The following is a 21999-nucleotide window of genomic DNA, read 5'->3' as shown; positions in this document are numbered from 1 at the left end:
GATTTACTCGCTGGGGTTGATTTGGGTGTGGTGTTCGATAATGCCGTCAGGACCATTGCCCGGATTGATGTAGTCAACATTAATGTCGACCGTTTTCAGTTCGTCCAGGGCGTCGAGATCATCCTGCTGGCGCGTGTCTTCTTCAGTGATTTCCCGCGTCAGCATGAATTCAAACTGGTAGTAGAGGCGACCCCGATCCATATCCAGAAGCTGTCCGCCAGAATACGCCACCGGACCTGCGTCTGAATCAGGCTCCCAGCCCAGCAGCGCCTTCCAGATTTGCTGCCGCACGTCATGCACGGCGTCATACCCTGCCGCCTGACCGCGCTCGTCGCGCGTATTATCCAGCACCACGACAACAGCAAAGCCTTCGGTTACGTTCTGCCAGTAGTCAGTCAGGGACTTCTGCTCAGCGGTGACGTCTTCGGTCGGCACCACATACGCCGCAGGCAGCTTCATCTTTCCGGTTTCGGGGATAGACTTGAATTCAGCCGCCCCGGCTACGTTGCCCGCGAACATCGGACATCGCGCCCGGAGAGCGGCGATCACCAGTGATAGCTTCATTTCTTTTTCCTTTCAGGACGAAGGGAGGTGCGTAGCGCACGGGTCAGCACATAACGTGTCCACGTTTTTCGCGCCTCCAGCACTTCGGTCATGTAGTTTTTACGCGGGGCAACGTGCCAGCCATTACCACCGGACTTGTCCTTATGGTGACTCTTTTTACGCTTAGCACCACGCCTCACGCCGTAGAACAGAAAAGCCGGGTAAAAGTCGCCCTCAATGAGGCGGTTGCCCTCGCCCCGCTTCTGGTTTGGCGCGATGCGCACCATCAGACCAGGACGGCTTTTTGATGCGCGGGGAACGTAATAGCCGATGGATCGCGCCAGCCTGCCGGTTCTGAATCCCGAATACTCGCCCGGAGCAGACCGGCCACGACGCATAACCAGACGCCGGGCATCACGCATGTGAACCTGACCAATCTGAATGAAGGCGCGGCGCATTTTTGCACGGTTGAAAACGAGGTCTTTAGGTTGCTCAAAATCAACGTGCAGAAGCGGCTTAGCCATACATCCCTCCGTTGCGCTCCACCGCGCCCAGCTCCTCACACTCCAGCAGCAGATAGCGACCTGCAGAGTTAAGGTCGCGCAGACGCTTAACGCGATACACGTAGCCGCTGTAAACCACCTCAAAATCGGAAGTGATGCCCCGGCGGTAACGGATAGTCATGTAGTGGGTTATGGTGTCATCAGCCTGAACGGATTCGTGATAGGTGGTAGCACCCACCTGCCGGACCTTAGCCCAGACATCCTTTTCATTCTGATAGACCGGCTCTGTGCCGTAATCCGCTGCTGCCTGGTCGATGCGCTGGCGCAGGTGAATGCGCTTATTCAGCTCGCCGGGGTCGGGCAGCGTGTAAACGGCACTGGTGTTTGATGAGCGTCGCTGCATGCTAATACCCCGACACCGGCAGACGCCGCGAATAGAGCAGGAACTCAAACGCCTGCGGCGTCTCCGTCATCTCCAGCTCTGACACTGAACTGCGATGCTCATACCAGTGACTGACCAGCATCAGCAGGGCAAGCCGGATATCTTCGGTAATGACCATGCCGTCCGTATCAAGCGGTGCAATATCTGCCACCGTTTTATAAAGATTGCGGTTGAGGTAGGTCACCGCCTTTGCCTCAGCAGCCAGCGCAAAAAGCTCAAGTAGCCGATCTTCTTCCGTGAAGTCGCTCTCCAGTCGGCACTGCTGTTTAATTTCTTCGAGCGTCAGCAGCATGGTGTTCAGCCTTTTTTGTTTTTACCTTTTGCTGGCTCTGGCTCTGGCTCTGGCTCTGGCTCTGGCTCTGGCTCTGGCTCTGGCTCTGGCTCTGGCTCTGGCAAAGCAGCAATATCGCCTTCAACCAGTTCTGCATAGCCTTTTTTAATCAACTCGCGACCATGCTGCTCGTCGGTCTCGATGGTGTTGCCTTCAGAAACGACAGTGCCGCCGAAATAATTCGGTTTAATCAAAAGCAGTTTCATATGTAACTCCCGGAAAGGCGGCCCGGAGGCCGCCGTTGCTGTTACGCTGCAGCAGGTGCGGTGAAGGAACCGTAAACGAACGCTTCAGGGCGCTTAACGGCCAGCGCCAGACGCTCTTCACAACGGATTGAGATCATGTTTTTCTCAAAGTCGTCGGCGTTTTCGGTGGAGATAACTACGTTGGCATCTTCGCGGTCGAAAATCTGCGCACCGGCATTGAATGCGCCAGTCAGGAATTTACCCTGGAAGGCAGCAGCTTCGGTCGCGACAACCGGCAGACCCCACAGGGTAGGACCAGTCAGCGCTGCCGGGTTAGCCAGAATGTAACGACCCAGCGAATCCTTAGTCAGCTCGATCTTCGCCCAATCAATGAAGTGCAGAACATGGCCGGACGCCGGGAAGCGCGCCAGTTGCGCCTGCAGCATAGCCAGTCGCAGATCATCAATACCACTTTGATTCGCCACGCTGAAGGCAGCAGCGTATGCAGATGCCTGCGGAACGATACCGTTCAGGTGCGTGCCGGTGCCGTCGCCGAACAGAATCTCCTGCTCTTCAACGTACTTCAGGCCGTAGCGCAGCTCGGCGTCAATTGTCGATTGCAGCTGCGGCATGTCATCAAGAATCTGCTTGGCGGCTTTGAACAGGTGCGCGATGGTGCGGACCGGAGTGATTTTTTCCGCAAAGGTAATATCGCTGTACGGCTTGGTGGTGTTCTCAGCAACAGTGGCTGCCTTATTGGTAAAGCCGGTCTGCTGAACCCAGTAGATGGTATTGGATTCAGTGCGACCCGGAGCAATAAGGTCGCGGATAAACAGGCGCTGTTTAGGTTGCTGATCGATGCCAGGCAGACGGTCGGGCGCTACAATGGTGCCCGGAACGTTGACCGACAGCAACGCAGCCTTAACCGGAATGCTCAGGCGCTTATTACCTTCGATGCTGGCTGAAAATGCTTTCAGCGCTTCAGAGGAAACAACCTGACCGCCCACGGTTTCGATAACGTTTTTCGCATTCGCCAGCGGCATCTGCGCTACGTGCTGTTCCAGATCACCCAGCGATGCTTTCAGCGACTTGTTTGCCTCAGTCAGCGCGTTAAATTCAGTGGCGATTTTATCTACTGCTTCTTTGGTCTGAGCAGACAGCTGGCCGGAGTTTTTCGCTTCTTTGAGCGCATCTTCAGCCTTCTGACTGAAAGTGCCGGACACTTCCTCCAGCTTTGCAGATACCTTTTTCAGTAACTCATTTACATCTGACATGATGAATCCTTATTAGCCGAACGCGGCCAGCGCGTTTTTAAGTTGAGCAATATTTTCGGGGTTGATTTCGTCGGTAGCGCCCGGCATACCTTCAGGGGTGGCAGCAGCGCCAGGCTTGCTGCCGGTTAACGCTTTAAGAAGTTTTCGACGCTCGGAGCGCGGTGCATCGGTTTTTGCCAGCATCGCGTCCAGCTTGCGCAGCGCAGCTGCAGGACTGTCGTCGCCATCAGCAATCTCATCTGCAGCCAGTAAGCGATCTGCAAAACCTTTTTCAACTGCATCACTGCCGCCGATGTAGGTTTCAGCATTCATCATCGAGTCGATAGTGGCCGCATCCAGACCGGTTCGTGCGCCATAGATATCGTTCATCGCCTTATCAAAAGGCACCATGTCCGCCGCAATCTGCTGCAGGTCGTGACGATTTCCCATCGCATAAACCCAGCAGTTATGGATCATCAGGAAGGCACCGCGGCCAATCTGAACCTCGTCCCCTGCCATAGCGATTATCGACGCTGCAGAGGCAGCAAGTCCCAGAACCTTAACGGTGACTTTCCCTTCGTATTCACGCAGAAGGTTATAAATCGCCAGGCCTTCAAACATATCGCCGCCGGGCGAGTTGATATTAACGGTCACATCAGCACCGCCGATTGAGCGGAGTGCCGCCGCGATGCGGCTGGCGGTAACGCCGTCGCCGTACCAGTCAGCGCCGATGACGTCGAACACAGAAATGCTGTTTTCATCACTCTTTGCGGCTTTGATACCGCCGTTCCAGCGCTCCATTGCAGAGGACGGCAGGTCGCGATTTTCGCGCGCAAAAGGCCGCCCCTCCGGCGCTGCCGGAAGACTTTTCACTGTCATGGGGGTTGCTCCTAAGCCGCCTGTTTAAGCGGTGATTGTTCGAGAGGTATATCCGGGAAAACCGCGTCGTGGACTTCGCGCAGCAGCTTAGCGTTTACGGCCTGGCTGTTTTTGCGCAGGTCCTCAAGCGGTGTAAGGTTCAGCTGCACGGTATAGATATCGCCACCTTCAATCGGCGGCAGATTCTCCAGCCGGCGAACGTCATTACGGGACATCCAGCCGTTCTGCAGTGCAGTGGTGTAGTAAGCAGAGCGTCCGGCGCTGTCAGCACGGAGCAGGCCTTCAACGGAGAACTCAGCAAACAGATCTTCATCGCCGTTCAGCAGGCAGCGTGATATTTCCTGCTCAATATTTACCAGCATCGGGCGCAGCGTATTGGTCAGGAACAGCAGGTTCATGCCCTCTACGCTCGATGCCCAGCTGCTCTGCTTGTCAACATGACCCACCATAAACGGCGGTACGCGGAACCAGCGACAGATTTCCTCAATGCTAAAAGAACGTGACTCCAGCATCTGAGCATCTTCAGGGTTGAGGGTAATTCCCTGATAGGACATGTCACCCTCAAGCACCATTACCTTGCCCGCATTTTTCGAGCCAACGAAGCGGTTGAGGTTCTCGCGATTTTTTTGTCGCTGTTCTTTTGTCAGCAGATTCTTTGAAAGAAAGAAGCCTGATGTCTGAATACCGTTTTCAAAAATTTTTGCGGCTGATTCTTCGACCGCCATCGCTGCGCCAAACACGTCTCGCCCGGTGCGCATCGGCATCATTCCGCATACACCATCCAGACCAAAGCCCCGGATGTGCATCATGTTTTTAACCGGAATGATGCGCTTCACGCCCTTCTCGGTGTAGGTGTACTGCAGTTCGCCGCTGTCCAGCCGCTCCACCTTCATGCTCTGGGGAAGCAACGGAACCAGCGAGACCAGCTTGGTGCCGATCATCTTTTTCTCAACGTAGGCATTACCCCGCAGACAGATACTGGCAACGACCATCAGCATGAAGCGCGACGGCGTCATTTCGCTGTTCGGGCGGCGGCACAACAGTTGATAGGCCGGATGATTAAGCGCCAGCTTGCGCGAACCGTCAGCGGCACGTTCGTAAACCTTCATCGGCAGGGTTGAAACTGACTCGCTCAGCAGGCGCACGCAGGCCCAGACAGAGGCCAGCGCCAGCGCTTTCTCTGCTGTCACGACCTTGCCGCTGCTGCTTGTCCCGTACCACTCCTGCCAGAACGCAGCGTCATTAAGCCCAATCGACTCACCGAGCCAGTTCACAATCGCGCTCTTGATGCGACCCGGCTGTTTTTTTTCCTTCATCAGATACCTACCATGATCGGGTCATCAAAAAAGTCATCAGGATCGCCGCTGTCCACCAGCACCGCATCCTCTGCTGCACCTATTGCCATAGCGGAAGCCACCACGCCGTCGATACGGCCGGTGCTTTTCTTTTTGGCAAATATACGGTTGTCCTTCTGGTCAGCCTCAAGCACCGCAGAGGCGGCATTCCAGCGCAGGCAGGGATTAGGCCGGATAACGAGTACTTTGTTGTTGAGGTGCTCTTCAAACAGCTCGATTGATCGCGGCATCCACAGCCCGGACTCCTGCGCCTTATAAAAGCCCTGACCGTGCGGAATAAGGTCAACGCTCACAGACTCGCTTTCGAGTTCAGGCTCCAGATACTTGATGCGGTACTGGTCAAATGCGATGCACTTAATATCGTATCTGGCCGCCAGCTCGCCGATGCGCACGGCCACAAAACCGTAGTTGACCGCTTTACCCGGCGGTGCGTGAATAAAGCCATTGCGCAGCCAGGCGTCATAAGGAACGTGGTCAGTTTTGGCACGCTCAAGCAGGGAATCTTTCGGCGTCCAGAACTCAACTAAAAGCTTTTTGGTTTTTGGAAAGTAAAGCGCTAGCGCCGTCAGGTCACGTGAGCCTGACAGGTCAAGACCGCCATAGCACTCTTCACCCGCCAAATCCTCGGGGTCAAAGTCCTGTTCGCAGTTCATCCAGGTGTCGCTATCAATCCACGGATCGGACGCTTCCACCCACTGGCAAAAGTTCAGGCGGCGGACGATGCTTTCTTTCGACGGCATGCCGCGCGCCTGTGTCACCTGCTCCCGCAGATATTTATCCGTGAAGGTCTGGCCCAGCGACGGGTTAGCTTTACCCCAGCATGATTCATCCTTAAACGGATCATCGCCCTCATCCAGTGAACAGATGAAGCTGAAGAAGCTATCATCCTCCAGGTCACCGGCGGCAACCTTGCGCCCGTACTCATGGTACTCATAACAGACGCTTGTTTTATCGTGGCCACTGTTAGTGATCAGGAACATCAGAGCCTGACGGCGGCCCTTTGTACCTGCGCGCATCATCTCAACGACTTGGTTGCTTTTATGCTCGTGTACTTCATCAATCAGGGCGCAATGTGGTCGAGGGCCTGACTGACCATCATCGGAACTGATCGGACGGAAAAAAGAGCCTGCCTGCATAAAGGCCAGATTCCATTCTTTCCCAGCCCCGCCTGATTTCTGTATGCGCTGTGCAAGTGCGGGCGACTGATCGACCATAGCCACAGCATCGCGGAACAAAATCATCGCCTGATCTTTTTTCGTGGCTGCTGCATAAACTTCGGCGCGTGGCTCCTTATCGGCGGTCAGGCAGTACAGCCCGACACCGCCAGCCAGTGGAGACTTTCCTGAACCTTTGCCGGACTCAACGTAAACCATCCTAAATCGACGATAACCATCGCTGCTTTTCCAGCCAAATATGCAACCGACGATGAAGCACTGCCACGGTAATAGGATAAAAGGTTTACCCTCATGCTCTCCGCCATTCAGCTTCAGAACCTGAGCAAAGAAATTAACAGCGCGGGTTACAGCTTCAACATCCCAGAACAGGCCACGCTTCGGCCCCTCTTCCAGATCGCGAAGGTGACGGGCGCAAGCCGCGCGGATGTCTGGTCCGGCAATAACCTTCCCGCTGGTAACGTCCATTGCATACTGCGTAGCCGGATCAACCGAAGAACTGGTTGAGCGGGTCTTCTTCTTTTTCTCCACCATTCACGTTCACCTTTGACCGGGCAGCCGGTGTCAGGCCGAACTCTACCAGGTAGCTTTTAAACCGCCGGTCTGCATCAGCCAGCATTGAAACAGCCGGGTTGGCCTTTATCAGAAATCCGCCTTCGGTCTGGACCGTGTAGGTTCTGCCCTCTTCAGCAATCGTGATCCGCAGCTGAAGAATATCGGCGTAAATATCACAGAGCCTTTCCAGCGCCAGAACATCGGCTACGGTTAGCACGCCCATTCCGTCGAGCAGGACAGTCAGCTTTCCCCACGCAACCTTTCCCCAATCAGTGAGGTGTGAAGGCGGGCTGGGGATTTCTCTCGCAGGTGCAGGCTCTTTGTCGTTGAGTTTTCGCTTGCCCGGATTGCCGGTAACGACCTTAAGATGGGTCGGTTTTGGTCGTCTTCCGGCCATAAAAACCTCCCAGAAAAAAACTTTTCATTTCGCGGTTGTGCATAAAAAGGGGGGCGGGCGGTCAGGAGGTCGCTATCCCCTGAACTCTGATCCCACCCTCCCCAATGGTGATGATAATTGTTCTCATTCGACCCCAGCCCCATCACTCTCGACATTAAATGATATTCATTCTCATTTGTGCCAATGGGATGACGGGTCGAGGGGCATGCCGTTCTCATCGCACCCGATGACGTGTCCGCGCTTCTCTTCACGCTGCTTGGTCGAGTCGTGATGCTGTTTGCAGAGGGGTTGCCAGTTGGCCTTGTTCCAGAATAGTTTCTGAGCCTTTACTATCTCTTCCTGTTTGCCTCCATTAATCGCTTCCTTCAGCCTGTGCGGCTTAATGTGGTCAACGACAGCAGCCGCCACTGCTCTGCCCTGCCGGTGGCACATCGCGCAGAGAGGATGAGACTTTAGAAATGACAGTCTGGCTTTGTCCCAGCGGCTGTTGTAGATGCGTGGCTCAGACATTTCGTTCCGCTGTGTGCATAATCGGCAGCAGCACTGACAGATGCTTGAACAGCTGGAGTGTCTGCCCCGTCTCTGCAGCAGCTTCCGTCAACCTGGCCGCTTTATAGCTTGCCAGTTCGGGGCTGATGCCATGGTACTGACCGTTACTTGGTTCGCTGTCGAGCGCTGTAGAGTAAACCAGCGTTTTAACTGAATAGCTTTCAATCTGGCCTTCAGCAAAATAGTGCGAACCCGAGTCGCCATGAACCCGGAGCCAGCCATCAAACATCTGAGGCTTAGCTGTAGCAACAATCGATGTTGGGGAATGCCCCTTCAGGCTGATACCCACTTTGAATTTCTCAGCTTTTACAACAGTTGCCATATCGGTTTTCCTTTCGGTGGTGAGCCTAAGTTCACGCGGATAAAAGCAGCCCACAGAGTGAAAGCATGGCTGCTTACCCCATAGACTCACCCCGCAAGGCTCTGTGGATTGCTGCCCCATGACGGGCGTTTAGAGTTTTATTCTGGAAGGGTTTGAGTTAGCGATTATTTATCCCGGTATTTTTGAGACCACCAGCCGATGATTCATTGCGTTTATGCTGAAAAGTGAACCCAGTGAATGCATTTTTCAGCACAAAATAAAAAAACCGCCCGAAGGCGGTTCGCTAAACACTTTTAAGAGTTTCGAGGAAGCCTTTATCAACTTTAAATTTCTTCTTATGCTGAGTAGCCAAACGCACAGAAATACAAAGTTTATTTACATCACCATGCGCTTCAGCTATATCATTCTTCAATCCTTTCAAATGATTATTAAAATCAGGCGTTTCAATGATAAACAGCGCAGACTCGCCATGCTCAATCTTTTTGGGCAACTTCGCCGAATATGGACTTGGAAAAAGGTTAAAGATTTGATTCCTTCCTCCGAATTCCCAGACTATAGAACTTATCACAATGGGAGTGAGTCCAACATTGGCTACATCAATCATTATTGCGTGAAAGCACTGTCCGTTTGGAGCAATAAGCCCTGTTGATTGCGAAACTACGAATTTAGGGACTGGTTTTCTATTTGCAATATAAAGAGAAGTGACAACGGCCATAAAGGTCGCAGCTCCCGCAAACCAAGTCGCGAACATCATCCAAAAAGTCCATTTTGCCGTTTCCTGTGTGGCAATCATGGTTTTAAAAGAAATTAAATCAGCATCCATTATTGAGTCCTGAGTAATACTCGTGAACTCACATTTTACTTTAAATACCAATTTGTGAGTACTGCTACAACCCTGATACTCGTATTTCAACGAGTTCAATTCAGCTTCTGTGAGTGAAATAATCTTGTTCATCGAAGTCAGTAACTCCGAAGCTGGTTACATCATCAGGCGCGCTCGCAAATGCGCCTTGTGATGAACTCAGCAATCTGAGTCTGGACGGGCTACAGCACGACATGCCGCCATACAGGCACGTTGCATATCCTTATGTGCTTCGCGCAACCATTCATGAGCGTCCCAACATTCCGTCGAGTTCTGTAGGGTTGGGTCGGCACCCATATCCATCCCATGCTGTTGCAGGAGAGCAATGAACTGGCGGCTCAGCTCTTTGAACTGATTCATCTTGCCGATTTCGCCATAAGACAGTGTCCGATAGCCCTTAACGGTGCTGCCGTTCTGCGGTTTTGCTTCGCTCATAACGTTTTGGCCTTCTCAGTTGATTCGATTGGCTTCACATGCGTGAACATGAAGCCTTCATATGGCAATGGCATGCAACAGGCCAGCAGTGTGATCAGTTCAAAGAACCATTCAGGCACACCATTAGCAGCGCACACATCAGGTTCGCCTGATTCCATATTGCGTAAGTAAACCGGAACGATGTTGGCGAACAGGCCGGTATGCTCCCATTCACTCTTATTAACCCTGCCGAAGAATATAGCCATCTTAGTTCCCTGCTTCGATGCGCCGGATTGCAGCGCGGTCAATGTTGCACTGCCCCAGAGCGCCATATAACTCAGCGTTGAGGCTTACGCTGTCACCGAACGTCATATCCTGTGATGGGGCTGGAACATCAATCTGACTGGTCAGTTCAGCCGGAAGGTTTAGCTGAGGCTGTTTTACTGTCCGGTACTCCACCAGCGGCTTTTGCTGCGTCGCGCAGCCTGTCAGCAGCATCAGGGGGAACAGGAGCAACAGCACACTTGTCCGCCGCAAGGTAACGCTTAATTTCATTCTGTAGTTTCCGGTTCTGCTGGGCTGTTACGGCACGCTGCTCTGTGACCTGGCTCATTACGTCATTCTGCTGCTTAACGGCAGCTACAAGGTCAGTAACGCTTGATGCCAGACCATCGTTTTTGGACCGCAGGTCGTTAACCTGATCGTCTTTGCTGTTGGCTAACTTCTCCAGTCGCTGATTTGTGGCTTCAAGCTGGGAGCTGCGAGCATTGAGCATCCAGAGAGCCAGGCAGATAAGACCGATGACAAGAACCGGTGAAAAAGTTTTGATGAGGTTTAACGGGTTCATGTCAGAAATACCTCTCTTTCAGCGGCACGGCGTTTAACGAGTCCGGGCAGCTTCTTACCACCGGCGTTGACCCACTTGCCGAACTCATCAGCTGCGCCAGCGTAGTCGCCTGCATTGAGCTTTCTGATAAGAGTCGATTTAACGAAGTTGCCGGACCCGAGGTTAAACACGAATGACGCCAGCGCGTCGAATTGACCCTGAGTGAGCTTTACCTTCACATTGGTATTGATGGTCAGCTCTGCCACCTGTAAATCTTCACGAAGAAAAGCATCGGCTTGTTCGCCGGTGATCACGTCACCTGCTTTAACTGCGTGGGTATGTCCGTAGCCGATAGTCAGAATGCCAACGCTGTCTTTGTAAGTCTTTAGCTCCAGACCTTCAAAGCGTTTGATAAGGTTGATGCCGTTATTGCTGACCTTCATTTGTATCCCCTGCTTTCCTGTCTATCCACCCGCGCAGTCTGGCGCTGATGTAGTCGTTGCCGACATACCCGATGTAAACCGCGAAAACCTGTGCGGCTGCATCAGGAATGTTCCAGTTGAAGAGAGCGCCGACTACCTGAAGTGTGGGCGCTGCAAAGAAGGCCAGAGCGCTGCATGAAACAGCGTCAAGGACCCGCTTACTCCAGGAGCTTTTTGCATAGGCACTGCGTAATAGTGAAAACATGCCTGCTACCCCGGCATATCCCCATTCTGTTTTATGGGCATACAGCCACAGCAGGACTGTGGCCCAAAAGCCCGGATCTTTTTCTGGAGGCATGCTCTGGTTCCCGCCACCGGAATGATGGCGGCTGACTTTAGTTAAAAGAGTTGCGCAGCACCACGGCGTCAAAAGTGTGTGTGGAGACTGATTGGTGTGCGCAAAAACGAAAAAAGGCCGCTCAATGGCGACCTTTGTGATGATTACTTACATTCAAAAATGTTATGAAAAACTATTAGTCACTCTGTTTCTTTTCTGTTGATTCGATAAGCGATTCAATAAACTTTCTTTGCTCATCACTAAGGTCGAGTTTTCTTATTTTTTCGATATTTACAGATGATGTGTTTTCGCCTGGCTGAGATTTTGGTTCAACCTGGTCACTATCGTTAGCATAAGCCATGGCGGCAAAAATCAACCCCCACACAACAACAGAAAATAAAAAAACCAGTAACCACGCCCTCCTTCTTGTGATTTTCAAATCAAACCCCTTTTTATTGCTAAGGAGGAAGTAAGACAAATCTCACACGAAGGAAGTTCTGCGCCAGACCATGTTCGGTTAATGACACTAAAAAACAACAGCACTAATTGCTTAAGATAAGATATAAAATTTAATTAACTCAAATCATTAGCATATCTTTCTTAGAAAAAATGCTAAGAGAGCAATTTTGTTTCCAAAATATGAAACTAAGCCACCAGCATGCTCACGATTATTAGAGTATTGAGCAGCAGCGGTTACAGTATTTACAAGTTTTGTACCTTTTTTTGGCAGTCAAAAAAGCGTCCTGTTGCCTGTAAAAAGTCCCTAAAAAAGTCATTTTATCGTTAAGAACTGTATGTCTGACGCAACCAGATTTGTGCAGGACATTCACTTCCAGACAACTTTTTTTGACCTCGACGTAATAGTATTCGCCCATATTAAGCACTCCCTACACTAAAGAAGGAATGCTAATACTTTTTATGAGCCAAACTTTTTGCATTGATCAATATTTGATCGCTTTAAGAGTTGTGTACGACTGCCAGGTATAAAAAAGGTCCGCGTAAGCGAACCTTTGGCACTGAAATGGTAACTTATTTTACGATGCCGGGTGCGTCCCGGTGAATGAAAAAATCTGCAACCTCAGACGCCCACCATTGTGCATTACGACTCAGATTTAGCCCCCATCGCGTAGATGGATTCATTGCAATGAGTCAGAGCATAGAATAAAGCCACTCAATGGATAAATGAAGTGCCGCCATTTAATGCTAATCATCAGATTAAGAAACAGTAATCATCATAGAGTTGCACTACTGACCTGACTTCGGTCAGTAACTCATTGGTGTGATTTCCTGCCGCTATCACCTGAGATACGGCAGGGCTTTTTTACATCAAACCTTTCGATGCCGAATTGAAGACTACGGTGCCGGGTGCCTCCCGGTGAACCCTGTTATGGCTTCAGGTTCGCGTTCCGCATAACATTTGCCATTCCGCCCCACCGCTTAGGTGAGATTCACCGTAGTGGAATCATCTTAAAGCAGACCCCAGCATTTAGGAACCCTGACGCAAAAGCGGTAAGTGCCTTGCCCGTCGGCAACAGGGTGAATTTTTTATCCTCTGGAAGGGATAGACAAATTAATATCCCCTAAAGGGAATATTTAAAATAAAAAACGCCTCCAGGCTGGTAAGGTCCGTGGCGCTTTGACATACACATTTGGAACTGACTTTTAGCAGATAAGCTGCACTGCTTGTAATCGACCTTATCAGATTACTAAGGAAAATGCGGACCGCGTGAGAGGTTTTTTCAATATTTTTTTCGGTGTCAGTTCGGCATCCATATCCAGCCGAACATCAAGCATCGCCAGACAGCCCTCAATAAAGCCTTCAGCCATCTGTATTTCAATTCTCACTATCTTCTCATCCCGCTTGGCCTGCTTTGCCAGGGTGCGCTTTGAGATATTAAAAAAGTAATGCAGCACAATGATCGCATGCTCATCCGGGCGCTTTTCTTTAAGCCGTGCCAGACAGCCCTCAATAATTAAGCCGTCATTGTCGCTGCAGGTGAGCGTTAATTTTGAATCCTGCGACAGCAGACCTTTAAAGCCCGCCGCTATTGATGAGTAATCCACACCGCTGTTGTCCGATTTTGCCCAGCCAGCCCAACGCTCCAATACCTGTGACATGTCACGCATATTTAATCCTCTCCACACACTTTATTTTTTGTCTGTCCCGATAACGCCGACTGCAATCGCGAAATCCAGGAACCTGAAGAGCAGCTCAACCTGACTGCCGTATTTTGTTTCAAACGCTTTCATATCCCGGTGCAGTTCATCGTGATGCGCTCTGCATAGCGGTATCACGAATAAATCATGCGCCTTCGTTGCCATTCCCCCCTGCCCGTGTCCGATGATGTGATGAGGATCGTCTGCTTGCCTTCCACAACATGCGCAGCTCTGTGACTTAACCCACCGCGTGTACTTCTCATTCTCCCAGCGCTTACGCTTAGGTCGCTTCATGAATGATTCTGGTGATTCCGGATCGGCGCGCAGGTCGATTATCTTTTTGACCAGCTGCGCTGCATCCTGAATAACTTCGCGTGCCGGTCGGGCCGGAACGATACGGGCTTCTTTAAGCTCGCCGCTCTGGATGCTCTCTTTTGGCATGCGCAGAACGCGCCTGGCTGGTGCCTCCGGTATGAGATCAATCAGGTCATTCAGTGAGGCCCACCAGCACAGTTCCGGTAATGTCAGCTGGTGGTCGCCGTTGAGCGCCATCTGGCTGCATGCAGTCCTGATTATCCAGAGAGCGGTATTGCCTTTGGCGATATTCTCCAGGCTACCGGGTACGCCGTCTTCCCTGAATTCATTTTCGTGGCTATAGCAAAGGGAAACCAGGCCGTTTTCGATTTCTGACACTGTGAATTCATGGTGATGCCATGCTTCCGGCTGCTCCCACTGACAGCAGCCAAATGACTGGACGAAAGATGCCAGAGCATTAGGCCCACCAGCGGCCGCTATCACACGTTCGTGACCAAAGAAGGGAATCAGTGAGGGTTCATCAAGCAGCGGCTGGGTGCCTTCATTCAGCCGTCCTGATGGCAGGTCTGCCATATCCATTGTCGGAGTGCTGATCACAACGCGAGACTTAAACAGCTTCATCAGTTCTGGTCCCGGCCTGAACAGAACTATTCCTGTGCGCGGCGCTATTTCAGGTGTAAGCAATGCCCTCACTCAGCACCGCCTGCCGCCTTATGCGCCATCCATAGCCCGCCAATCCACTGAACGCCCTTAGCGGTGAAGCGGGACTGACTGAACATATAATTTGATTCGGTAGTGGTTCCGGTTCTGACCTCAAAACGACCAGCCTCGATGTGCTGGCTGTAGGGCGTCAGGACGCCATTAAGGCGGTACATAACCCGGCTTTCAATCAGGAACAGGCGAAGCTCTGGCTCTTTAGCATCAAGAAGCTTTGCTACCTGCCGGAATGTCATTGAACTGGTGGCCGTGACATAGCGATCCACGAAAGCAACCTTTGGCGCGGCTTCAGTAAGCTGCAGCTGCTGGCGCTCCTTCTCCTCTTCCACTTGAGCAGCCAGGCGGAGTGCCTCAGCAAAGGTCTGCGGGATTTTAACTGGCTGACTTTCCTCTAACTCATGCAGTCGCTTGATCACTTTCATTCGAAGAATGGCGCTGTAACCGGTGATAAGGCATTCGGTATGCTCACGGTCGAGGTGATACTCAGTTCGCTGCCGGTTCATGGTGTCGAAATAGATACGCTGGAATTTCAGCGCATCTTCTCCCAGGTCATCCAGCATACGGCGAATATCTACAGTGACATTTTTGTGTTCTTTGCCTGTCAGTTCGGCAATTTCACGGCTTGTCATGATCGGGGATTGAATAGCATTGACTAAAGGCGCAACAGCACCCGCTGATTGATTCAGCATTTTGACCTCTCCACACACTGGAACAACATTTTTAAATGGCCCCGCCCCATCACCTGCAAGTGAGCGGGACCAACCTTGGTACGGCGACTGCAATCACCAGTACAGCACTCACTATACCCAATTTTACTGGTCATGTAACCAGTTGCGGACCTATGCCGCTAACGGCTGAAACTCACTGATTACCACCTGAGACTTACCGCCTTTGGTGACCGGCCCCCCACTCTACAATGAATCGCTTAATCTGCTTGTCATCGTCCCATATACCGGCATGAGTGAGGCTATCGAACATGGCTTTGAGGTAGTTATCAAGGTCGCGCTGACGCTTGTCTGGCGGGAACAACAGTACGGTAACCTGCACGTTCACTGTAATCGGCTGTGGTCGGCGTTTAAGTTGCTCCATGACGGCGGCAAGTGCGTTGGAGCGGAAACAGCGCCCGGAGGCGCTGATCAATACTCCCTTTCTGGTGTTACGCCAGTACGTGTTCACGCTTGGCGGGAACGGGAGAGTTAACTTCATGCAGCACTCTCTCCCACATCCGGTATTGTCATCTGACCAACTACCTCACGGACTGCCTGACGCAGCATGCGGATGTTTGACCAGCAATCACGGTTCGTCTGCTCCACCAGCGCGACAAACTCCTGAACCTTGCACGGTTGGTCCTGGCGAATCTCTGACAATACCGCTGAGAAGCGCATCAGCTGCTCAGTAGCCACTTCTGAATCATCGTGCTGCTCTGACAGCCACAGCTTGAGTTCAAGATCGTCATGGTGCTGCCTGATAAGACGAACGGCGCTGGCAATCGTCTCTGCTGGCACTGTCACACAGGTTGGGTTCTCAACGGAGTCTGCCGCCCATGTATGCGCCCACTTGGATTCGCTATAGGTATATTCGGCTTTCATTTTGAACGCGGCCTGAACGCAAGCCCACACCTCAACACCGCTTTGTTCAAGGATTTCGTGCTTCAGCAGTGGCAGATCATCACCATCAGCGTTCTCTGTTTTGGCCGGTGCCGGTTGCTCACTGACTGATTGTGTGACGCCGTAGTGCTCTTTAGCCATCAGGATAATATCCATCAGCTCAGCCGCCTGCAGGTCCGTAGCAAAATCTAGGTTTACCTGTGCGTCCTCATGCAATTCTGCCTCACAGTGTCGGGCAATAAGCTCTACCAGTTTGCGTGCCTGTGCTGCACTGAACTGCGGCATAGCATCGGTCTTGGTCAGCTTCTTCTTGCCAGCGGCTTTAGCCTTCTGCATCTGCTCCTGCGCCACCGATGATGCTTTCACGCCATGCTCACGCTGCAGGGCAACTGCTGTGGTCGCTGCTACTTCGCCGGACTTCACCATCTCAATCAGCGGTTCGCCAACAGTCAGCAACTGGAGGTGCTGTTCTACATCGGTGATCGAACGCTTCACCTTGGCGGCAATCTCCGCTGGCTCTAAGCCCTGATTCACAAGGCGCTGATAGGCAGCTGCGCGTTCCAGCGGCAACAGGGCGCGGCCCTGGCTACTGGTGACCATGAATGCCACGCTGTCCGCTTCACTACCCACGAAGTCTTTGCACTCAAGGCGCAGCGTATATCCTGCTTCCTGAGCCAGCTTCGCACCGTAATAGCGGTGATGGCCGTCGATGATCTTAATTCCCTTCTCCGTGACCTTAACAGCCAGCGGAGGCACATGCTCACCAGCGATAAAGGCATCGCGGAATTCCTCTACATGGGTCTGATCGATATCACGAATGTTGTAATTAGTTTCGACATACAGCTCATCAACGCCCAGCAGGTAGGTTTTACGGGTGGTGATGTCGGTATCGCTATTTTTCTTGTCGTCGTAAATGCGCGCTAAAGTACTCATGCTGTGGTCAGCTCCCATGTCAGGACAAAAATAAGTGCGGCAATCATCACTACTGCTGTGCGGATGGCCTGATAGAAAATCTCATTGCGTTGGTAGTGGCTCTTCAGGTGCGCTTTCATAACAAATCCCTGTTCACACTGGCTGAAATGATGCGGCCGGTATCAAGTCCGCCATAGCTGCCGCAATTCAGTGAGCCCTTAACGGCGCAGCGGTCGCAGTTCTCTTTGGCTTCGTTACGTGATGCATCGAACCGAGCCACCAGCATCGCCTCGCGCCAGACCTGCGCGGCACGCAACCAGAATCCTTTAGCCGCCAGTTCGCTGGCCTGCTTCGCCATGTGGCTGTATTTCTCGCTTTCTACCGGTAACGGGTCGGTGTTAATTGAGTAGCTCCAGTCGCTTGCCCGCTTAAGCAGCCCTTTGGTGAACAGGGGTTTGATAAAACGCTTCACTGAAGTCTCATGCAGTCCAGTCAGCTTGCAGAGTTCGCGCACCTTCAGCGGGCCATTGCGGGTAATCAGTTCAAGAATTTTTGATTCGTGGTTGATCATGATTATTCTCCTGTTAACCGCGAAAGCCGTGAGGCACTGAGCTGTCAGGCTGCGGAATGACAGTGATATCCCGCTGCATGTTGCGCTTCAGAGCATTCCATTCAGAGCGCGGCGGGCGACCGGCCTTATCCCATTTGGCAGCAGACTGCAGATAGCCAGGCAGGTTGCCGGGGATGAACAGGGTTTTAGGGCGCATGTACTGGTATTCCTCGGTGCCTTCCCAGTGGACATGCTTGTAATCCACAACCAGGCAAAGCTCTTCCACCGTGAACGCGTCTTTCAGGCGGGATTTGATGTGGCCCATCGACGACTGCGCCTCTGTGTGCTTAGCGCCGGTAACTTTGTTCAGGTGGCGTAAAACTTCCCGAGAGCGATTAACGACTGACCACTCATCGTCTGGTTGCGATGCAACCTGACAAGAAGGGGTTGTTGTAATCTCTGTTGTATTCTCTGTTGTATTCTCTGTAAGACGAGTGCAATTTGCCCCCATCGATGGGGTTAAACTGCCCTTATCGATTAGGGCAGCTTGCCCTTTTCGATGAGTGCAACTTGCATCCTTCGATGAGGGCAATTTGCCCTCATCGGCCAACAGTGGGTTTGCGTGGTTAATCGCATAAAAATTCGTGCGGTCATGCTGCGTCTTTTTTAACTGTTCAACGTAGATCAACCCACTCTTCTTAAGTGAGGTCAGAGCGCGTTTAACGGTATCTGACGACCACCAAGGGAACTGCTCATTCCAGTCTTCAATGGTGTTGTAAATCCATCGTTTACCATCGTGCTCAACACCTGAAGTGGTGTCCTCCAGCCAGTAGCAAATCTGTTGCAGCACAATGGCCTCATTCAGCCCAATACGCTGCGCAAGAGCTGGGCTAATGACCAGAGGCTTAACCTTCAGCAATAAACTCATGACGCCACCTTCCTGAACTTCTGGCTGAACAAAGCGCGGGGCTGCATGCAGGGATGTGGATAGTTGGGACGCATGTAAATTACGCGGTGATTAACGACGTCTACACCAACGGTCTCAACTACAACGCCGCGATTGTCCTTAAATCGCTCCACCCAGGGTTTAATGATCTCGTTTTCCATCAGCTCACCCTCGACTGCGCCGGTCGGCTATAGAAATTCTTCCAGGCGGACTCAACTACCAAACGCGTGGTTGGCTGGTAGTTGTTAGGGCCACCAGAGACCGGTATGATTTGCTCATAGACACGGACGCCAGCGATTACGCGGCAACGGAATTGCCCAACCGCTCTATTTTGGCTTACAATGGACATGCGATTGATTCTCCACACACGTTGATAAAATCGCGACAGACACCCGGGGACTGCAATCCTGCGGGTGTCACTTTTTTGGGGCTTAAAAACTTTTTCATTTTCAAATTTCCTGCACTTCAATTTGCATACCTGATGCATCGATTTTCCTGCCGTTCGCCACAAACATATCCACCGAATGCTCAGCAACACCGACGCCATACAGCGCCATAAAACCCAAGAAGCCGTGAATCTGGTGGCGCATTTTGGTGTGGAACAGCGCGGACAGGGTTTTACGCTCTTTGCTGTCGATCACACCGTCAGATGCTGCGGCAATCTTTGCTATGGCCAACTCACCAGCTGCTGCGCTCGCTTTCATCTCGATGTCATACAGATCGACCTTATCCACCTCATTAACTGCAGAGACATCCACCAGCAACTTTCCGTGACGTGTCGCGAAAAAGTCTGCCAAGCATGCCGTGCCGGATAACTCTTCCATCTTCATGAGTTCGTCCAGGGTGAAGAAACGACTGCCACACTTGCGGTACATGTGGTTGTGAAACTGATCGATGGTCATGCCTAAGTCATCGGCCATGCCTAAACGACCCGCTTTATGTGCTTTGCACATCAGTCGAATTGCTGTGTTGATTGTGTCTACCATTTCTCTTTTCCTTCGGTAGTTATGCTGTGAGATTTATTTGCTTATCCTGCTTTTCTTGGCATTCCGTCCTTCGGATGAGGATAGATGTCGGGTCTTAGCTGATGAGGAGTTACAGCCCATCCTCCCCATTCGCAAAGTGAAATTACGCGCTCAGGAGGAACTCGGTTTTTAGTGATCCAGTTAGCTACAGACTGAACAGAGTTAAACCCGAAACGCCGAGAAACTTCCGACATTGAGCCAACAGCGCGAACAGCTTGTTCGCTGATATTCTTGAAGCTTCGCTTCATCTTTAGGTCCTCATAGATGGGGTGAAATCGATACTACTTAAAGTAGCATTTTAATGCAACTTAAAATAGAAATGACAACTATGCTTTGTGCGCTTACTCTTCCACTTATGGTGGAAGAAACTAAATACAAAGACTTTGCCGACAGGCTTAATAAGTCGCTCCAGAGCAAGGCGCTGGGAGTTAAAGAGCTTTCAGAACTTAGTGGTGTCTCGTATGAGATGGCGCGGCGCTATACGCTTGGCACAGCAAAGCCGAGGGACGAAAAAATGTTGAGGATTGCTGACAAGCTTTCCGTATCGCCTGCCTATCTCGACTATGGCGTTATGGAAAACTTTGATATGCCTGACAAAGGAACTGTCCGCATCAAGCAGCTGGACTTGCATGCATCAGCTGGACATGGATATATAAACCCCCCTTTTCCAACTGTTATCAGTTCAATAGAAATACCTGAAACCAGAATTTATGAGTTATTCGGCAGACGCACACTCGACGGAATAGAATTAATTAACGTTGATGGTGACAGCATGATGCCAACTTTATCTCCACGGGATTTATTGTTTGTCGACAGGGCGATTGATCATTTCAATGGTGATGGGGTCTATGTTTTCAACTTTGAAGATTCAACTTTTGTTAAGAGATTACAAAAGGTTAAGGGAAGAAAATTAGCAGTTCTCTCTGATAACGAAAAGTACCCCCCATTTTTTATCGAAGAAAACGAAATGGCTGATCTTTACATTTTTGGCAAGCTTATCAGGTGCTTGCCTCTTAAGATGCTTGACTTCGGGTAATCCACTTGCTTTGAGAAACCGGCTTAGGCCGGTTTTTTTTCGTCTTAAAATCAGTGATTTATCTACAAAAAAGACAGGCGCATCTATTTTTCTACTTTTTGTAGTTGATTTTCTCTACTTAAAGTAGCTATATTCTACACATCGAAGTTACTCAATACTTTTGAGAGTTAGAATGAAAATGATCAAGAACATGGCGAACACAACGCTCCGGGACCTGATTACCTTTCTACGTCTCTTCCCGGATGCCGATGTGATCTGTTGTGGTGATGCAGGTGTGGTGAGTGTGCAGTGTGATGTTGAAAACGTAGTTCGCGGTCCAGCGTTTTAAGAGTACTGAATTGCTGTGTTGGCGGTTACTCATGATGGTTTGGTTAAACCGCCCTTTTTCACAACGATAAGGGCATTTGCAAAGCGGGTGTTTTCGAACGCTTTAGAGACGTGGGGTAAGTGTCCTTTTCGTTGTGGTGAATGCGGCTAGCGCACGCGGAAGACTGACAAAAACTGCATACAGTCTAAGAGTCTCCGCTCTGGTGTCTGTCAGTCTGACCAGAGCCCCGGGAGGCACCCGGCACCGCAACAACCTTTCAAATGTGTGGAGTAATCGGGCTGTGGGTTATTGCAGTAGCTCACCAGCCAACTTAAACGAATCCCAAAAGTTTTTTATTGCCATCACTGGCAAGGGATTCATGCAACCAAAAATCGTGTGTGGAGACTTTTATGGGCTACTGGAAGTTTACGAACGCTGAGGCGTTAGCAGCATGGGATAAGACGCGTGCTGATGAAGCGCAGATGCGCAAAGAAGCGGCAGAGCTGACTTCACTGATTGGCGGCAAGCCAGTTTTTAAAAGCGATATAACGCGCTCAACCTTCTACGGCGTGAATTTTGATGCTGCACCTTACCTCGCTAAGGAGCTGTGGACAGTACCAACGGGTAACACTGGTTATGCGTCTTGGCCGAAAGCCAGACCACCCAAAGGCCTTAAGGAAGAGCATGCCGCAGTTAAGAAGCTGTGGAGTGAAAACTACCCGAAAGCCAAAGTCGATAACGACGAACTCTATGAAGCTATTGGTCTGGATTGGGGAATGCTGGTTCTGTGTGGCCTTACTTTATTCCGTCATGGTGATGCCATTTACATTCAGACCAGTGCGACGCCTAAAGATGGATTTGGCGCGGTTGAGATCGTTGGCAGTGAGTTTGATAAAGCCCGGAGGGAGTACAGCGATGCAAAAGCCTAATGACCATATCACCGTAGGCATTATCACCCTGCCCTACAGCCATATCCTTAACGGCTGGTTCATGCCTGACGGTTCAGTAATCACTAATCCTATTAAGGCGCAGAACGAAGCAGAGCGCCTTAACAGCACCATCACCATTCACTGAGGGCGA

General features: G+C 51.2%; 34 protein-coding genes and 1 pseudogene. 4 read left to right on the top strand and 31 right to left on the bottom strand.

Annotated elements, in window-relative coordinates; translation table 11 throughout:
• Positions 1-3 precede the first annotated feature (3 nt).
• The 31 genes and pseudogenes from WFO64_RS03180 to WFO64_RS03035 all read right to left on the bottom strand — a co-directional run bounded on the left by WFO64_RS03180 (position 4) and on the right by WFO64_RS03035 (position 19824).
• Positions 4-564, bottom strand: coding sequence for a phage tail terminator protein (locus tag WFO64_RS03180; RefSeq protein ID WP_337008846.1), 561 nt, complete (start codon positions 562-564; stop codon positions 4-6).
• A complete protein-coding gene (locus WFO64_RS03175) occupies positions 561-1067 on the bottom strand; it encodes a hypothetical protein (RefSeq protein ID WP_337008844.1) in 507 nt (168 codons plus the stop codon). The genes WFO64_RS03180 and WFO64_RS03175 overlap by 4 nt, the downstream gene beginning before the upstream one ends.
• Complete coding sequence (locus WFO64_RS03170) at positions 1060-1449, bottom strand: phage head closure protein (protein ID WP_337008842.1); 390 nt, start codon at positions 1447-1449, stop codon at positions 1060-1062. The genes WFO64_RS03175 and WFO64_RS03170 overlap by 8 nt, the downstream gene beginning before the upstream one ends.
• Before the next feature lies 1 nt (position 1450).
• Positions 1451-1780, bottom strand: coding sequence for a head-tail connector protein (locus WFO64_RS03165; protein WP_010246528.1), 330 nt, complete (start codon positions 1778-1780; stop codon positions 1451-1453).
• A 5-nt stretch (positions 1781-1785) separates the two neighbouring features.
• A complete protein-coding gene (locus WFO64_RS03160; protein WP_337008839.1) occupies positions 1786-2025 on the bottom strand; it encodes a DUF7210 family protein in 240 nt (79 codons plus the stop codon).
• 41 nt (positions 2026-2066) lie between these two features.
• Complete coding sequence (locus tag WFO64_RS03155) at positions 2067-3278, bottom strand: phage major capsid protein (RefSeq protein WP_337008836.1); 1212 nt, start codon at positions 3276-3278, stop codon at positions 2067-2069.
• 12 nt (positions 3279-3290) lie between these two features.
• The gene (locus WFO64_RS03150) at positions 3291-4136 is read right to left on the bottom strand and encodes a head maturation protease, ClpP-related (protein WP_337008834.1); all 846 of its coding nucleotides are present in this window, start codon (positions 4134-4136) and stop codon (positions 3291-3293) included.
• Positions 4137-4147: 11 nt separating this feature from the next.
• Positions 4148-5452, bottom strand: coding sequence for a phage portal protein (locus WFO64_RS03145; protein WP_337008832.1), 1305 nt, complete (start codon positions 5450-5452; stop codon positions 4148-4150).
• Positions 5452-7197, bottom strand: a complete 1746-nt coding sequence (locus WFO64_RS03140) for a terminase large subunit (RefSeq protein ID WP_337008830.1) — start codon at positions 7195-7197, stop codon at positions 5452-5454. Before WFO64_RS03140 ends, WFO64_RS03145 begins: the two co-directional genes overlap by 1 nt.
• On the bottom strand, positions 7151-7615 hold the full coding sequence (locus WFO64_RS03135; protein WP_029519569.1) for a phage terminase small subunit P27 family: 465 nt from the start codon (positions 7613-7615) through the stop codon (positions 7151-7153). The genes WFO64_RS03140 and WFO64_RS03135 overlap by 47 nt, the downstream gene beginning before the upstream one ends.
• 171 nt (positions 7616-7786) lie before the next feature.
• Complete coding sequence (locus WFO64_RS03130; RefSeq protein WP_337008827.1) at positions 7787-8125, bottom strand: HNH endonuclease; 339 nt, start codon at positions 8123-8125, stop codon at positions 7787-7789.
• A complete protein-coding gene (locus WFO64_RS03125; protein WP_337008825.1) occupies positions 8118-8486 on the bottom strand; it encodes a hypothetical protein in 369 nt (122 codons plus the stop codon). Before WFO64_RS03125 ends, WFO64_RS03130 begins: the two co-directional genes overlap by 8 nt.
• 283 nt (positions 8487-8769) lie before the next feature.
• Positions 8770-9309 carry a hypothetical protein gene (locus tag WFO64_RS03120; protein ID WP_337008822.1) on the bottom strand — a complete coding sequence of 180 codons (540 nt, stop codon included), beginning with the start codon at positions 9307-9309 and terminating at the stop codon, positions 8770-8772.
• Positions 9310-9507: 198 nt separating this feature from the next.
• A complete protein-coding gene (locus tag WFO64_RS03115) occupies positions 9508-9783 on the bottom strand; it encodes an Acb2/Tad1 domain-containing protein (RefSeq protein ID WP_337008820.1) in 276 nt (91 codons plus the stop codon).
• A complete protein-coding gene (locus WFO64_RS03110; protein ID WP_337008818.1) occupies positions 9780-10094 on the bottom strand; it encodes a hypothetical protein in 315 nt (104 codons plus the stop codon). The genes WFO64_RS03115 and WFO64_RS03110 overlap by 4 nt, the downstream gene beginning before the upstream one ends.
• Positions 10030-10260, bottom strand: a complete 231-nt coding sequence (gene lysC / locus WFO64_RS22505; RefSeq protein ID WP_442956119.1) for an Rz1-like lysis system protein LysC — start codon at positions 10258-10260, stop codon at positions 10030-10032. The genes WFO64_RS03110 and lysC overlap by 65 nt, the downstream gene beginning before the upstream one ends.
• Positions 10175-10609 (bottom strand): Rz lytic protein, encoded by a 435-nt coding sequence (locus tag WFO64_RS03105; RefSeq protein WP_337008816.1) that lies wholly within the window; start codon positions 10607-10609, stop codon positions 10175-10177. The genes lysC and WFO64_RS03105 overlap by 86 nt, the downstream gene beginning before the upstream one ends.
• Entirely contained in the window at positions 10606-11031 is a 426-nt protein-coding gene (locus WFO64_RS03100; protein WP_337008814.1) for a lysozyme, read from the bottom strand. The genes WFO64_RS03105 and WFO64_RS03100 overlap by 4 nt, the downstream gene beginning before the upstream one ends.
• A complete protein-coding gene (locus WFO64_RS03095; protein WP_154926675.1) occupies positions 11015-11368 on the bottom strand; it encodes a phage holin, lambda family in 354 nt (117 codons plus the stop codon). The genes WFO64_RS03100 and WFO64_RS03095 overlap by 17 nt, the downstream gene beginning before the upstream one ends.
• A 175-nt stretch (positions 11369-11543) precedes the next feature.
• Positions 11544-11786 (bottom strand): hypothetical protein, encoded by a 243-nt coding sequence (locus WFO64_RS03090; RefSeq protein ID WP_337008810.1) that lies wholly within the window; start codon positions 11784-11786, stop codon positions 11544-11546.
• A gap of 1259 nt (positions 11787-13045) precedes the next feature.
• A complete protein-coding gene (locus tag WFO64_RS03085) occupies positions 13046-13474 on the bottom strand; it encodes an antiterminator Q family protein (RefSeq protein ID WP_337008808.1) in 429 nt (142 codons plus the stop codon).
• Between the two features lie 21 nt (positions 13475-13495).
• Positions 13496-14512 (bottom strand): DUF968 domain-containing protein, encoded by a 1017-nt coding sequence (locus WFO64_RS03080; RefSeq protein WP_337008806.1) that lies wholly within the window; start codon positions 14510-14512, stop codon positions 13496-13498.
• Positions 14509-15225, bottom strand: a complete 717-nt coding sequence (locus tag WFO64_RS03075; protein ID WP_337008804.1) for a phage antirepressor KilAC domain-containing protein — start codon at positions 15223-15225, stop codon at positions 14509-14511. The genes WFO64_RS03080 and WFO64_RS03075 overlap by 4 nt, the downstream gene beginning before the upstream one ends.
• A 150-nt stretch (positions 15226-15375) precedes the next feature.
• A pseudogene (locus WFO64_RS03070) lies at positions 15376-15742 on the bottom strand (RusA family crossover junction endodeoxyribonuclease).
• Entirely contained in the window at positions 15739-17076 is a 1338-nt protein-coding gene (locus WFO64_RS03065; protein WP_337008802.1) for a ParB/RepB/Spo0J family partition protein, read from the bottom strand. The pseudogene WFO64_RS03070 and the gene WFO64_RS03065 overlap by 4 nt, the downstream one beginning before the upstream one ends.
• Positions 17073-17195 carry a hypothetical protein gene (locus tag WFO64_RS03060; protein WP_337008800.1) on the bottom strand — a complete coding sequence of 41 codons (123 nt, stop codon included), beginning with the start codon at positions 17193-17195 and terminating at the stop codon, positions 17073-17075. Before WFO64_RS03060 ends, WFO64_RS03065 begins: the two co-directional genes overlap by 4 nt.
• On the bottom strand, positions 17192-17626 hold the full coding sequence (locus WFO64_RS03055) for a PerC family transcriptional regulator (protein ID WP_337008798.1): 435 nt from the start codon (positions 17624-17626) through the stop codon (positions 17192-17194). Before WFO64_RS03055 ends, WFO64_RS03060 begins: the two co-directional genes overlap by 4 nt.
• A 13-nt stretch (positions 17627-17639) precedes the next feature.
• Positions 17640-18533 (bottom strand): conserved phage C-terminal domain-containing protein, encoded by an 894-nt coding sequence (locus WFO64_RS03050; RefSeq protein WP_337008796.1) that lies wholly within the window; start codon positions 18531-18533, stop codon positions 17640-17642.
• Positions 18530-18712, bottom strand: coding sequence for a DUF4222 domain-containing protein (locus tag WFO64_RS03045; RefSeq protein WP_337008794.1), 183 nt, complete (start codon positions 18710-18712; stop codon positions 18530-18532). Before WFO64_RS03045 ends, WFO64_RS03050 begins: the two co-directional genes overlap by 4 nt.
• A gap of 288 nt (positions 18713-19000) precedes the next feature.
• Positions 19001-19537: a YmfL family putative regulatory protein gene (locus tag WFO64_RS03040; RefSeq protein WP_337008792.1), complete on the bottom strand. Its 537-nt coding sequence runs from the start codon at positions 19535-19537 to the stop codon at positions 19001-19003.
• Positions 19538-19578: 41 nt separating this feature from the next.
• Positions 19579-19824, bottom strand: a complete 246-nt coding sequence (locus WFO64_RS03035) for a transcriptional regulator (protein ID WP_337008790.1) — start codon at positions 19822-19824, stop codon at positions 19579-19581.
• A 53-nt stretch (positions 19825-19877) separates the two neighbouring features.
• On the opposite strand from WFO64_RS03035, the gene WFO64_RS03030 reads away from it, so the two are divergent.
• The 4 genes from WFO64_RS03030 (at position 19878) to WFO64_RS03015 (ending at position 21993) form a co-directional block, all read left to right on the top strand.
• On the top strand, positions 19878-20612 hold the full coding sequence (locus WFO64_RS03030) for a LexA family transcriptional regulator (protein WP_337008788.1): 735 nt from the start codon (positions 19878-19880) through the stop codon (positions 20610-20612).
• Positions 20613-20802: 190 nt separating this feature from the next.
• Positions 20803-20940: a hypothetical protein gene (locus WFO64_RS03025; RefSeq protein WP_337008786.1), complete on the top strand. Its 138-nt coding sequence runs from the start codon at positions 20803-20805 to the stop codon at positions 20938-20940.
• A 389-nt stretch (positions 20941-21329) separates the two neighbouring features.
• Positions 21330-21848, top strand: a complete 519-nt coding sequence (locus WFO64_RS03020) for a hypothetical protein (RefSeq protein WP_337008785.1) — start codon at positions 21330-21332, stop codon at positions 21846-21848.
• Positions 21835-21993: a DUF1317 family protein gene (locus WFO64_RS03015; protein ID WP_337008783.1), complete on the top strand. Its 159-nt coding sequence runs from the start codon at positions 21835-21837 to the stop codon at positions 21991-21993. The genes WFO64_RS03020 and WFO64_RS03015 overlap by 14 nt, the downstream gene beginning before the upstream one ends.
• Positions 21994-21999 lie beyond the last annotated feature (6 nt).

It is taken from the genome of Pantoea sp. AS142 (genome assembly GCF_037152305.1).
In the GTDB taxonomy this organism is placed as follows: Bacteria; Pseudomonadota; Gammaproteobacteria; order Enterobacterales; family Enterobacteriaceae; genus Pantoea.
Note: the sequence above shows the minus strand (reverse complement) of the source record. Positions and strands in the feature narration are given on the sequence as shown.

Excerpts from the sequence above, each read along its gene's own strand:
- WFO64_RS03025 (WP_337008786.1), top strand. The coding sequence starts at position 20,803 with ATGGCGAACACAACGCTCCGGGACCTGATTACCTTTCTACGTCTCTTC.
- WFO64_RS03175 (WP_337008844.1), bottom strand. The coding sequence starts at position 1,067 with ATGGCTAAGCCGCTTCTGCACGTTGATTTTGAGCAACCTAAAGACCTC.
- WFO64_RS03045 (WP_337008794.1), bottom strand. The coding sequence starts at position 18,712 with ATGGAAAACGAGATCATTAAACCCTGGGTGGAGCGATTTAAGGACAAT.
- WFO64_RS03075 (WP_337008804.1), bottom strand. The coding sequence starts at position 15,225 with ATGCTGAATCAATCAGCGGGTGCTGTTGCGCCTTTAGTCAATGCTATT.
- WFO64_RS03115 (WP_337008820.1), bottom strand. The coding sequence starts at position 9,783 with ATGAGCGAAGCAAAACCGCAGAACGGCAGCACCGTTAAGGGCTATCGG.
- lysC (WP_442956119.1), bottom strand. The coding sequence starts at position 10,260 with ATGCTGCTGACAGGCTGCGCGACGCAGCAAAAGCCGCTGGTGGAGTAC.
- WFO64_RS03015 (WP_337008783.1), top strand. The coding sequence starts at position 21,835 with ATGCAAAAGCCTAATGACCATATCACCGTAGGCATTATCACCCTGCCC.
- WFO64_RS03105 (WP_337008816.1), bottom strand. The coding sequence starts at position 10,609 with ATGAACCCGTTAAACCTCATCAAAACTTTTTCACCGGTTCTTGTCATC.
- WFO64_RS03180 (WP_337008846.1), bottom strand. The coding sequence starts at position 564 with ATGAAGCTATCACTGGTGATCGCCGCTCTCCGGGCGCGATGTCCGATG.
- WFO64_RS03170 (WP_337008842.1), bottom strand. The coding sequence starts at position 1,449 with ATGCAGCGACGCTCATCAAACACCAGTGCCGTTTACACGCTGCCCGAC.
- WFO64_RS03060 (WP_337008800.1), bottom strand. The coding sequence starts at position 17,195 with ATGAAAGCGCACCTGAAGAGCCACTACCAACGCAATGAGATTTTCTAT.
- WFO64_RS03040 (WP_337008792.1), bottom strand. The coding sequence starts at position 19,537 with ATGGTAGACACAATCAACACAGCAATTCGACTGATGTGCAAAGCACAT.
- WFO64_RS03095 (WP_154926675.1), bottom strand. The coding sequence starts at position 11,368 with ATGCCTCCAGAAAAAGATCCGGGCTTTTGGGCCACAGTCCTGCTGTGG.
- WFO64_RS03125 (WP_337008825.1), bottom strand. The coding sequence starts at position 8,486 with ATGGCAACTGTTGTAAAAGCTGAGAAATTCAAAGTGGGTATCAGCCTG.
- WFO64_RS03050 (WP_337008796.1), bottom strand. The coding sequence starts at position 18,533 with ATGAGTTTATTGCTGAAGGTTAAGCCTCTGGTCATTAGCCCAGCTCTT.
- WFO64_RS03100 (WP_337008814.1), bottom strand. The coding sequence starts at position 11,031 with ATGAAGGTCAGCAATAACGGCATCAACCTTATCAAACGCTTTGAAGGT.
- WFO64_RS03140 (WP_337008830.1), bottom strand. The coding sequence starts at position 7,197 with ATGGTGGAGAAAAAGAAGAAGACCCGCTCAACCAGTTCTTCGGTTGAT.
- WFO64_RS03110 (WP_337008818.1), bottom strand. The coding sequence starts at position 10,094 with ATGGCGCTCTGGGGCAGTGCAACATTGACCGCGCTGCAATCCGGCGCA.
- WFO64_RS03145 (WP_337008832.1), bottom strand. The coding sequence starts at position 5,452 with ATGAAGGAAAAAAAACAGCCGGGTCGCATCAAGAGCGCGATTGTGAAC.
- WFO64_RS03065 (WP_337008802.1), bottom strand. The coding sequence starts at position 17,076 with ATGAGTACTTTAGCGCGCATTTACGACGACAAGAAAAATAGCGATACC.
- WFO64_RS03155 (WP_337008836.1), bottom strand. The coding sequence starts at position 3,278 with ATGTCAGATGTAAATGAGTTACTGAAAAAGGTATCTGCAAAGCTGGAG.
- WFO64_RS03130 (WP_337008827.1), bottom strand. The coding sequence starts at position 8,125 with ATGTCTGAGCCACGCATCTACAACAGCCGCTGGGACAAAGCCAGACTG.
- WFO64_RS03120 (WP_337008822.1), bottom strand. The coding sequence starts at position 9,309 with ATGGATGCTGATTTAATTTCTTTTAAAACCATGATTGCCACACAGGAA.
- WFO64_RS03030 (WP_337008788.1), top strand. The coding sequence starts at position 19,878 with ATGCAACTTAAAATAGAAATGACAACTATGCTTTGTGCGCTTACTCTT.
- WFO64_RS03020 (WP_337008785.1), top strand. The coding sequence starts at position 21,330 with ATGGGCTACTGGAAGTTTACGAACGCTGAGGCGTTAGCAGCATGGGAT.
- WFO64_RS03150 (WP_337008834.1), bottom strand. The coding sequence starts at position 4,136 with ATGACAGTGAAAAGTCTTCCGGCAGCGCCGGAGGGGCGGCCTTTTGCG.
- WFO64_RS03165 (WP_010246528.1), bottom strand. The coding sequence starts at position 1,780 with ATGCTGCTGACGCTCGAAGAAATTAAACAGCAGTGCCGACTGGAGAGC.
- WFO64_RS03160 (WP_337008839.1), bottom strand. The coding sequence starts at position 2,025 with ATGAAACTGCTTTTGATTAAACCGAATTATTTCGGCGGCACTGTCGTT.
- WFO64_RS03085 (WP_337008808.1), bottom strand. The coding sequence starts at position 13,474 with ATGCGTGACATGTCACAGGTATTGGAGCGTTGGGCTGGCTGGGCAAAA.
- WFO64_RS03135 (WP_029519569.1), bottom strand. The coding sequence starts at position 7,615 with ATGGCCGGAAGACGACCAAAACCGACCCATCTTAAGGTCGTTACCGGC.
- WFO64_RS03035 (WP_337008790.1), bottom strand. The coding sequence starts at position 19,824 with ATGAAGCGAAGCTTCAAGAATATCAGCGAACAAGCTGTTCGCGCTGTT.
- WFO64_RS03055 (WP_337008798.1), bottom strand. The coding sequence starts at position 17,626 with ATGATCAACCACGAATCAAAAATTCTTGAACTGATTACCCGCAATGGC.